This window comes from Sulfitobacter sp., assembly GCF_041552635.1.
GTDB lineage: Bacteria > Pseudomonadota > Alphaproteobacteria > Rhodobacterales > Rhodobacteraceae > Sulfitobacter.
The window spans coordinates 1-9,163 of the sequence record NZ_JBFEKM010000160.1 but is presented as its reverse complement, the minus strand read 5'-3'; the positions used below and the strand labels follow the sequence as shown (position 1 = coordinate 9,163).

Below are 9,163 nucleotides of genomic sequence, written 5' to 3'. Positions count from 1 at the left end.
CTGGCAGGCAGCCAAAAATGCAACGGCAAGATCGCAGCCTTTACCGCAAAGACCATCAGCAAAAGCACGGCGGCCACGCGAATGCCTGCACTGTTCCCAGCGTCCAGATTTGAAATACGGACCGCCAGATCAGCCATATTCAACGTGCCGGTTTCCGCATAAAGCGTGCCAAGCGCGAACAGGAACAAGGTCGATCCCAACAGGTTATACAGCACATATTGCGTCCCCGCCCGCAGACGCTTTTGCCCGCCCGAATGGATCATCAGACCGTATGAGGCGATCAGCAAAACCTCGAAGAAAACAAATAGGTTAAAGGCGTCACCGGTCAGAAAGGCCCCGAGAATCCCCATCAACTGGAACTGGAACAGCGGATGGAAATGCCGACCCCGACTGTCCCAGCCGGACCCGATTGCATAAAGCAGCACCAGCGGGGCCAGCACGCAAGTAATCAAAACCATCAGCGTCGACAACCGGTCGGCCACCAACACAATGCCGAAAGGCGCAGGCCAATTGCCAAGCTGGTACAGGCTGATCGTGCCATCCGACGCCTGCCAGAACAGACCAACAGCCAACCCCAGCAACGCCACCGTACCCGCAACCGACACAACCCGCTGGATGACGAGATGATACCGCGCGGCAAGAACAAGCATGGCAGCCAGCATCGCCGGTAAAACGATAGGAAGAACAAGCCAGTGGGTCATGATGCACCTCCGCCGTTACGCGAAAGGTCGCCATCGGGAGATCCGTCGGTCACATCAGGGTCGTTGACCAAATCGTCATCCGCGCTCAGATAGGACCCGACCGCCAGCATCACAGCCACCGCCGTCATGCCAAAGGAAATCACGATCGCTGTCAACGCCAGCGCCTGTGGCAGCGGGTCGATATAGACCTCGACCCCGTCGGTCAGCACCGGCGGCGCATTCACCGCCAGACGCCCCGACGCAAATAGAAACACATTCACGGCATAGCTGACCAAAGACATGCCGATGATCACAGGAAAAGTACGCAGACGCAGGATCATATAGATGCCCGCAGCGGTCAAAGCGCCGATGGCAGTTGCGACAAGCAGTTCCATATCAGCTCTCCTTTCCTGTTGCTGGTTCTGTTACAGAAGATGTCCCCTGATCGTCAGCCAGTTCTGGACGGGACGGATCAATATCCATCGCGAAGTCACTGGTTTCGATCCCGGCACGGCGCCCCAGACGCGAGAAGCTTTCGAGAGAAAGCATCACCGCCCCCACAACCGCAAGGAAAACCCCCAGATCAAAGCCCATGGCGGTGGCCAGTTCGAATTTCTCCATCGGGGGGATGCGGAAATAGCCAAAGGCCGAGGTCAAAAACGGCTCGTTCGCGAACCACGCACCGATGCCGGTCAATCCAGCACATAGCACCCCTGCCCCGATGATCCCGTGATACGGATAGCGCTGGCGCCGGTCGGCCCAGGTAAATCCGCTGGCCATGTATTGCATCAGCACAGCAATCGCCACCACAAGACCGGCGATGAACCCGCCCCCCGGTGAATTGTGCCCTCGCAAGAAGATATAGACGCCGACCATCAGCACGATGGGCATCAATACGCGGGTCAACACCACCATCATCAACGGATGCGCATCCCCGGCACGGGCTTCCTCATAGCCTCTGTTCAACAGACGCGCCCGCACGGGGCCAGACAGCAGGGCTTCGGTCAGGGCATATATCACGAGTGCGGCAATCCCCAGAACGATGATTTCGCCAAAGGTGTCGAACCCACGGAAATCCACCAGGATCACGTTCACGACGTTATCACCGCCGCCGCCCTTATAAGAATTGGCAAGGTGGTATTCCGAAATCGACGGTTCCGGAAAATTCGACCGCAGCATCGAATAGATCAGACCCGTTGCCGCGATGCCGCCGGCCAGCGACAGAATGATGTCACGGGTACGGGCCAGATTGGTGGTTTCGCGCGGCGTGACGTTGGGCATAAAGTTCAGTGCCAGCAACAGCAGCACAATCGTCACCACCTCGACCGAGATTTGCGTGAGCGCCAGATCGGGGGCCGAGAAATAGTTAAAGCCGACCGAGACCATCAGACCGATGATCCCCATCAAGATCAGCACCGCCAGACGGTTGCGGTGCACCGTGACCAAGAATCCCGTTGCCAGCATCAGCATCAGCCAACCGGCAAAGGCAACCGGCGTAATGGGCAGCATCTCGCGGGTTGGCGCAGCATTTGCACCCGTAAACCACGCATGAGTGCCGACCGCGACGACAGCCGCGACAAAGATCGCCGCATAGCGGGTAAACGAACTATTGTGCAGACGATCTGCGAAAATATCGGCAAAATTGACGGCAGCCGCGATGATCCGGTCAAATATTTCTTTCGCTTCGGGACGTGGTGCCGCGGCCCAACCCTTGGCCAAGGGGGCGAAGGCCGCAAGCAACAGCAGGCCGCCGACAACAGCAATCACCGACATCCACAGCGCCGGAACCGGGCCATGCCAAAGCTTGAAATGCTCGGTAGGTACTTCGGCGGCATTGCCGATGACGGCTTGGGTAACAATCTTAACGAAAGGTTCCGCCAGAAATGGCGCAACACCGATCACCACCACCGGGATAATCAACAAAAACGGCGGCAACCAAAGGCCAAATTCAGGGTCATGTGGCTTTTCGGGATAATCCGTACGGACCGGCCCGAAAAACGTATGGCTGATAAAGCGGAAACTGTAGGCGGCTGAAAACAGCGCGCCCAGCGTCGCCACTGCTGCCACCAGATAAGGTGAGTTGAACAATGTCGTATGAAACGCTTCTTCGAGCATCATTTCTTTTGAAAGGAATCCATTGAGAAGCGGGATGCCCGCCATCGACAGCGCCGCGATCGTGGCAATCATAAAAGTGATCGGCATCAAACGACGCAGCCCACCAAGGCGCTTCATGTCGCGGGTGTGCAATGCGTGATCGACAATGCCCGCCGACATGAACAGCGCTGCCTTAAAGCTGGCATGGTTCAGGATATGAAACACTGCCGCCATCGCGCCAAACGCCGTACCCGTCCCCAAAAGGAAGGTGATCAAACCCAGATGCGACACCGTCGAGAATGCCAAGAGCGCCTTGAGGTCATCCTTGAAAATCGCAATCAGCGCGCCCAAAACCATGGTGATCAGACCTGCGGAACAGACCAGAATAACCCAGATGTCCGTGCCAGATAGCACCGGCCAAAGCCGCGCCAGCAAGAAAAGCCCGGCTTTCACCATCGTGGCAGAATGCAAATAGGCCGACACCGGCGTCGGGGCCGCCATCGCGTGGGGCAACCAGAAATGGAACGGGAATTGCGCGGATTTCGTAAAACACCCCAACAGGATCAGGATCAACGCGGGTACATACAACGGCGAGGCCTGAATAAGGTCTCGATTTTCCAAGATCACCGTCAGATCATAGCTGCCTACGATTTGCCCCAGCAGCAACATCCCCCCGATCAAGGCAAGCCCGCCCATCCCGGTCACGGTCAGCGCCATCCGCGCGCCTTGGCGGCCCTCGGGCAGATGCTTCCAAAACCCGATCAGCAGGAACGATGAAAGCGAAGTCAATTCCCAGAATATCAGCAGCATCAATATGTTGTCGGACAAAACAATGCCGACCATCGCGCCTTGGAACAGCAGCAAGTAGCTGTAGAATTCACCCATATTATCAGTACGCGACAGATAGAACCGCGCATAGGTGATGATCAGCAGGCCTATGCCAAGGATCAGCCCCGCAAACATCAGGCCCAATGGGTCAAGGAACAGGTTTACGTTCAATCCCAAAGCGGGCAACCAGTTCAACTGCGCGGTCACCACCTCGCCTGCCAACACCGCAGGGGCGTGGGTCGCAAGGCCGATGGCGGCACAGGCCGTCACAAGGAAGGTGATGATAAAGCACGTTTGACGTCCGGCGTGAATCATAAGGCCGGGCAGCAAAGCGCCAAGAAACGGGAGGGCAATGATCAAAAATAATGACATGGCTTCATTTATTGACGAGGGAGGTCGAAACAGCCAGCCCTTATCTGACGAATTCCATCGCGATCAGGCGGTTTTCGAAAGGTTTTTCATGCGCAAACAGGGCGTTGTTCAACGCCGAGGACCCAACATAGGGCGATCTTGCCAATAATGAAGTCAGAAACCTTGAAATTGCGTCAAAATATCTTTTTCATCGCAAGCAAGGCACAGTGAACATCGCATGCGTACCCCGTTGGCCTTGGGTGATTCACGCGTCTTCGGCCTCCTCGGTATCATCGACAGCGCCTTTGAAACCGGTCGCGACGACGAATTTCTCGGAACTGTCCTGGCGGCTTGCCGGCGGCTTGATATTGGCCACTTTGGCGAAACGCCGTTTAAGCAATTGTTGCAGATCGCCCTCGGCACCACCCGCCAAAACCTTGGCCACAAAGGTGCCCCCGTCTTCCAATACGTCGAATGCAAAATACGCGGCCGCCTCGCACAGGGCAATGATCCGGTTGTGGTCGGTCTGCTTGTGGCCCGAACTGCTTGCTGCCATATCTGACATCACCACATCGGCCTTGCCGCCCAGCCAGCCCTTGACTATTTCATCGGCGTCGTCTTCCATGAAATCAAGCTGATGCAATTCGCAGCCTGCAATCGGCTCCATCTCTTGTAAATCAATGCCAAGGATCGTGCCGACATTCTTGCCTTGCTTTTCGCCCAACACATTGCAGCGCTTGACCGCAACCTGACACCAGCCACCGGGCGCGGCACCTAGGTCGACAATCCGCGCACCGGGCACCAGGAACCGGTACTTATCATCCAGTTCCATGATCTTATAGGCCGCGCGCCCGCGATACCCTTCGGCATTGGCGCGTTTGACATACGGGTCGTTCAACTGCCGCTGCAACCAGCGGGTCGAGCTTAACTTGCGACCGCGCGCCGACTTTACCTTGACCTTAAGGTCACGCTGACCGCGCCCCGATGTGTTCTTGCCGGTGGGCGTCTTGCCACCCGATGTGTTGCCTGTCGGCGTCTTGCCTGTTGGTGTTTTAGCCATCAGCCTATTCCTTCTTCCAGAACGCCATCCGCGCTCATCTGGGCATATAACAGCCCCTCGCGCAGACCCCTGTCCGCGACACTTAATCTATCTGTTGGCCAACACCGCATCAGCGCCTGCAAAATTGCAGCCCCCGACATGATCAACGCCTGACGGTCCTGACCAATGCGTGGATCGGCGCGCCGCCCCCCCGGCCCCATCGCCAAGTAGGAATGGATCACCTTGTCGATCTGCGCACTGCTCATCCGCAGCCCGTCGACCTTGGTCCGGTCATAGCGCTTTAGGCCCAAATGGCTTGCAGCGACAGTGGTAACCGTGCCCGACGTGCCGACGATCTGAAAATGATCCTGCGACTGGGTGGATTGATAGGGTGTAAAGGTTTGCAGGTTTTCTTCAAAGAACCAGCTCATCAAGGCGAACCGCGCCGCGTCGTCTTCGACATCGGAAAATTGGTCACGCAAGGTGGCAACGCCAAGCGGCACGCTGATCCAATCAACGACGCGCGCCTCGGGGATATCGGTTTTCGCCTGATTAAAACCGCCATGCAGCCGCATGATCGACCGCGCACGGTCTGCCTTGGGCACTTTGGAAATATCGATCCAGACAAGTTCTGTCGATCCGCCGCCGATATCAACCACCAGCAGGTTATGGGTTTTGCGATTCACCAAGGGTGCGCAGGAAATCACCGCAAGCTGCGCTTCTTCCTCGGGTTTGATGATGTCTAGCTTCAGGCCAGTTTCACGCTGGATCCGCGCCATGAATTCCGCGCCATTGCTGGCACGACGACAGGCTTCGGTCGCGACCAGACGCATCCGGCGCACCTTGTTGCGGCGCAGCTTTTGCTGACATATCCGCAGTGCCTGAATGGTACGAGTCATGGATCCGCGCGACAATCGCCCGGTCTTCTCAAGCCCTGCCCCAAGCTGGACGGACTTCGAGAAACTGTCGACGACATGAAAACCGCTCCCCCTTGGTTGAGCGATTAGCATGCGACAACTATTTGTGCCCAGATCAAGGGCCGCATAGAGTTCGGTCGATCTGGGCGGAACTGGCGCGGGGCTCAGAGCCGGCGGTGTATCGAGCGCGCCCGCACCTTTGGGACGCTGTGGCGCCATGGTTTGCGCCTTTCATTACGAGTTGCGTTTAAGGTAGTGTTTATTAGGCCTAGTCGCAAGCGGGAAACGCCGGAACCCACACCACAAGCATACGGTCCCCCTCACAACCATCTTGAGAATTATGACGGCTGCGTGCCCTCGCCCTGCGGCCGGTGTGCGTGTACCAAGGCGACGTCGCAGACGCCGTTTTGAGTGTCGAAAAACGGCGACGGGGATAGATCAACAGCCGCTAGAAAAACTTTAGCGCAGTCAAAGGAATCAGCCATGCCAGAAGTCACAATCGTTTATTGGCGCGACATTCCCGCACAGGTCATCGTCGGCAAAGGCCGTCGTGGATCAAAGCGCCAACTGCCCGAACGGTTTGAACAAGCCATCGACCGTGCCGCGATGAAAATCGGTGCCGGTGACAGCGATGCCTATCTGGCCGAATGGCGCAAAGCCGACGCCTATGTGGTCGAAGGTGAACCCGATGCAGTGGCCGATGCCGAAGCTGCACGGATTGATGCCGAATACGACCGCGACCGCATCAAAACGCTGATTGCCAATGACGGCTGGGCGTAAAGGTTGATCCCTTCCATGAAAGAGAAAATTATGTCCCTTCTCAATTTCCGACGCAAGCAAGCCCCTGCCCCCGACATGCCAAATCCGGCAGTCGAAGCATTCTTGCAGGATTATTCCATCGAAGTGATGCCGCGCACTGCCGAGAAGGTCGAGAATTTTCGCGAACTGCTGCCTGCGGGCACCCGCGTCTATATCGCCCATATCGAAGGCACGCCCATCGAGGATATGGTCGCAACTGCCGCGCGTCTGAATGCAGACGGGTTCAAAGTGATGCCGCACATGCCCGCGCGCATCATCAAGGACAAGGCGACGCTGGAAAACTGGATCGCCATGTATCAAGGCGAAGCTGACGTAAAGCAGGCGTTGCTGCTGGCCGGTGGCGTGACCACGCCCCACGGTGATTTCTCGGATTCAATGCAGTTGATGGACACCGGCCTTTTCGACAAACACGGGTTTGAACGGCTGCACATCGCAGGTCACCCCGAAGGCAACCGCGACATCGACACCGACGGCACCCGCCTGCGCGTCGACGATGCGCTGCGCTGGAAGCAAGGGTTTTCCGAACGCACCGATGCTAAAATGGCCATCGCCACGCAATTCGCATTTGAGGCGCAGCCGATCATCGAATGGGCCAACAGCCTGAAACACGCTGGCATCGACCTGCCGATCCACATCGGCATCGCGGGCCCGGCCAAGCTGCAAACCCTGATCAAATTCGCCATCGCTTGCGGTGTCGGGCCATCGCTCAAGGTGCTGCAAAAGCGCGCCATGGACGTGACCAAGCTGCTGTTGCCCTACGAACCGACAGACGTGATCTCCGAACTGGCCGCCCACAAAGCCGCCAACCCCGACTTTAACATTACCCATGTGCATTTTTTCCCGTTGGGCGGGATCAAAACGAATGCCAATTGGGCCATCGAAAACGGCGGGGCCTCTGCCCGACCTGCCGACGCCGTTTAATCCCCGTCTAAAAGAAAGAAACAAAATGACCAGAACAGTCGTCGAATCCAAAACCAAATCAGCGATCATCGGCTTTGACGAGCCGTTCTGCGTTATCGGAGAACGCATTAACCCGACGGGCCGCAAAATCCTTGCCGAAGAACTTGAGCGCGATGATTTCAGCCGTGTCGAGGCAGATGCAATCGCGCAGGCTGCGGCGGGCGCAAATATCCTCGACGTGAACTCGGGTGCCGTTTTCTCGAACAAGATGGCCGAAGACCCCCGCTATGCGGATAACAACTTTGTTGAACCAACGCTGATGCGTCAGCTGGTCGAAGTCGTGCAGCGCGTCGTAGACATCCCCCTTTGCATCGACAGCTCGGTTCCGGGCGCGCTGGAAAACGGCCTTGCCGCTGCCGAAGGTCGCCCGCTGTTGAATTCGGTCACCGGCGAGGAAGAACGCCTTGAGCTGGTTCTGCCACTGGTCAAGAAATACAACGTACCGGTCGTGGCGATCTCAAACGATGACACCGGCATTTCCGAAGACCCCGATGTGCGGTTCAACGTCGCCAAAAAGATCGTGGAACGCGCCGCCGATTTCGGCATCCCCGCCTATGACATCGTGGTTGACCCGCTGGTCATGCCAATCGGTGCCATGGCAACTGCCGGTCATCAGGTCTTTACCCTTGTGCGCCGCCTGCGCGAGGAATTGGGCGTGAACACCACCTGCGGTGCATCCAACATCAGCTTTGGTCTGCCCAACCGTCACGGCATCAACAACGCGTTCCTGCCGATGGCAATGGGTGCCGGTATGACGTCCGCGATCATGAACCCGATTGCCCTGCCGGTAAATCAGGCCAAAATCGCGGAACACAAGGCGTTGATCATGGCCGCTGGCATTATCCTGCCCGAAGACATCGACGACGAAACTTTCGTGACGCTCTTTGGTCTGGGATCGACCAAAGCGACCCCCGGCAAGGAAATGGAAGCCATCCGCGCCGCCAACTTCCTGTATGACCGCGACCCGAACGGGACCGACTGGATCAAGTTCAACAAAGTCGCCCCCAAAGCAGGCCAAGAAGGCCGTGGTCGCGCTGGTCGTGTAGGCGGACGCCGTCGCGGGTAAGGTTTTTATCGCGATTTGAAAAAAGAAACCCCTGATGGACGATGGTCTTTCAGGGGTTTTCTGTTAGGGGGTGCCCGCATATTGTGTCGGTCCGCTGTGCGGATAGACCGGAATTAGAGGCCACTCTTATCAGTGCGCGATTTTGCCGGAAGTCCGAAACGGGATTAGATCAGTTCAAAACGCGCAATTCTCGCCGCGGCGAGTTCATCGTCGAGATCGTGATCAGTTAGGATGTCGATCACTTTTGCTGCTGTATTTGGTGATGCGCCGTTCCGAAATACCGACATGTCGATATGTGTGCCAAGATTCTCGGGGAACACCGCTACGGGAACGACTCCTGGCGTGGCAATCACTGTTGTGAGAGGGGCAATCGCAAGCTCGTATTCGCCGCTCGCGACCGATACCGCAG

Annotated in this window: 9 protein-coding genes; 3 read left to right on the top strand and 6 right to left on the bottom strand. The window is 57.2% G+C overall.

Annotated elements, in window-relative coordinates:
• The 5 genes from ABYT07_RS16445 to ABYT07_RS16425 all read right to left on the bottom strand — a co-directional run.
• Positions 1-701: proton-conducting transporter membrane subunit (locus ABYT07_RS16445; protein ID WP_372993119.1), on the bottom strand; the 701-nt coding region annotated here is incomplete at its 3' end.
• Positions 698-1,075 carry a Na+/H+ antiporter subunit C gene (locus tag ABYT07_RS16440; protein WP_372993118.1) on the bottom strand — a complete coding sequence of 126 codons (378 nt, stop codon included), beginning with the start codon at positions 1,073-1,075 and terminating at the stop codon, positions 698-700. The genes ABYT07_RS16445 and ABYT07_RS16440, both read right to left, overlap by 4 nt.
• Position 1,076: 1 nt before the next feature.
• Entirely contained in the window at positions 1,077-3,974 is a 2,898-nt protein-coding gene (locus tag ABYT07_RS16435) for a monovalent cation/H+ antiporter subunit A (RefSeq protein ID WP_372993117.1), read from the bottom strand.
• A 244-nt stretch (positions 3,975-4,218) separates the two neighbouring features.
• A complete protein-coding gene (locus tag ABYT07_RS16430; protein ID WP_372993116.1) occupies positions 4,219-5,013 on the bottom strand; it encodes an RlmE family RNA methyltransferase in 795 nt (264 codons plus the stop codon).
• On the bottom strand, positions 5,013-6,128 hold the full coding sequence (locus tag ABYT07_RS16425; protein ID WP_372993115.1) for a Ppx/GppA phosphatase family protein: 1,116 nt from the start codon (positions 6,126-6,128) through the stop codon (positions 5,013-5,015). The genes ABYT07_RS16430 and ABYT07_RS16425 overlap by 1 nt, the downstream gene beginning before the upstream one ends.
• 264 nt (positions 6,129-6,392) lie before the next feature.
• On the opposite strand from ABYT07_RS16425, the gene ABYT07_RS16420 reads away from it, so the two are divergent.
• The 3 genes from ABYT07_RS16420 to ABYT07_RS16410 are packed head-to-tail and all read left to right on the top strand — an operon-like array spanning position 6,393 to position 8,754.
• On the top strand, positions 6,393-6,689 hold the full coding sequence (locus tag ABYT07_RS16420) for a virulence factor (RefSeq protein WP_372993114.1): 297 nt from the start codon (positions 6,393-6,395) through the stop codon (positions 6,687-6,689).
• A gap of 30 nt (positions 6,690-6,719) precedes the next feature.
• Complete coding sequence (locus ABYT07_RS16415) at positions 6,720-7,649, top strand: methylenetetrahydrofolate reductase (RefSeq protein WP_372993113.1); 930 nt, start codon at positions 6,720-6,722, stop codon at positions 7,647-7,649.
• A 25-nt stretch (positions 7,650-7,674) separates the two neighbouring features.
• The gene (locus ABYT07_RS16410) at positions 7,675-8,754 is read left to right on the top strand and encodes a dihydropteroate synthase (RefSeq protein ID WP_372993112.1); all 1,080 of its coding nucleotides are present in this window, start codon (positions 7,675-7,677) and stop codon (positions 8,752-8,754) included.
• Between the two features lie 164 nt (positions 8,755-8,918).
• Here the strand turns inward: ABYT07_RS16410 and ABYT07_RS16405 are convergent.
• On the bottom strand, positions 8,919-9,163 hold a 245-nt coding region (locus tag ABYT07_RS16405), incomplete at its 5' end, for a hypothetical protein (RefSeq protein ID WP_372993111.1).

Excerpts from the sequence above, each read along its gene's own strand:
- ABYT07_RS16430 (WP_372993116.1), bottom strand. The coding sequence starts at position 5,013 with ATGGCTAAAACACCAACAGGCAAGACGCCGACAGGCAACACATCGGGT.
- ABYT07_RS16410 (WP_372993112.1), top strand. The coding sequence starts at position 7,675 with ATGACCAGAACAGTCGTCGAATCCAAAACCAAATCAGCGATCATCGGC.
- ABYT07_RS16420 (WP_372993114.1), top strand. The coding sequence starts at position 6,393 with ATGCCAGAAGTCACAATCGTTTATTGGCGCGACATTCCCGCACAGGTC.
- ABYT07_RS16435 (WP_372993117.1), bottom strand. The coding sequence starts at position 3,974 with ATGTCATTATTTTTGATCATTGCCCTCCCGTTTCTTGGCGCTTTGCTG.
- ABYT07_RS16415 (WP_372993113.1), top strand. The coding sequence starts at position 6,720 with ATGTCCCTTCTCAATTTCCGACGCAAGCAAGCCCCTGCCCCCGACATG.
- ABYT07_RS16425 (WP_372993115.1), bottom strand. The coding sequence starts at position 6,128 with ATGGCGCCACAGCGTCCCAAAGGTGCGGGCGCGCTCGATACACCGCCG.
- ABYT07_RS16440 (WP_372993118.1), bottom strand. The coding sequence starts at position 1,075 with ATGGAACTGCTTGTCGCAACTGCCATCGGCGCTTTGACCGCTGCGGGC.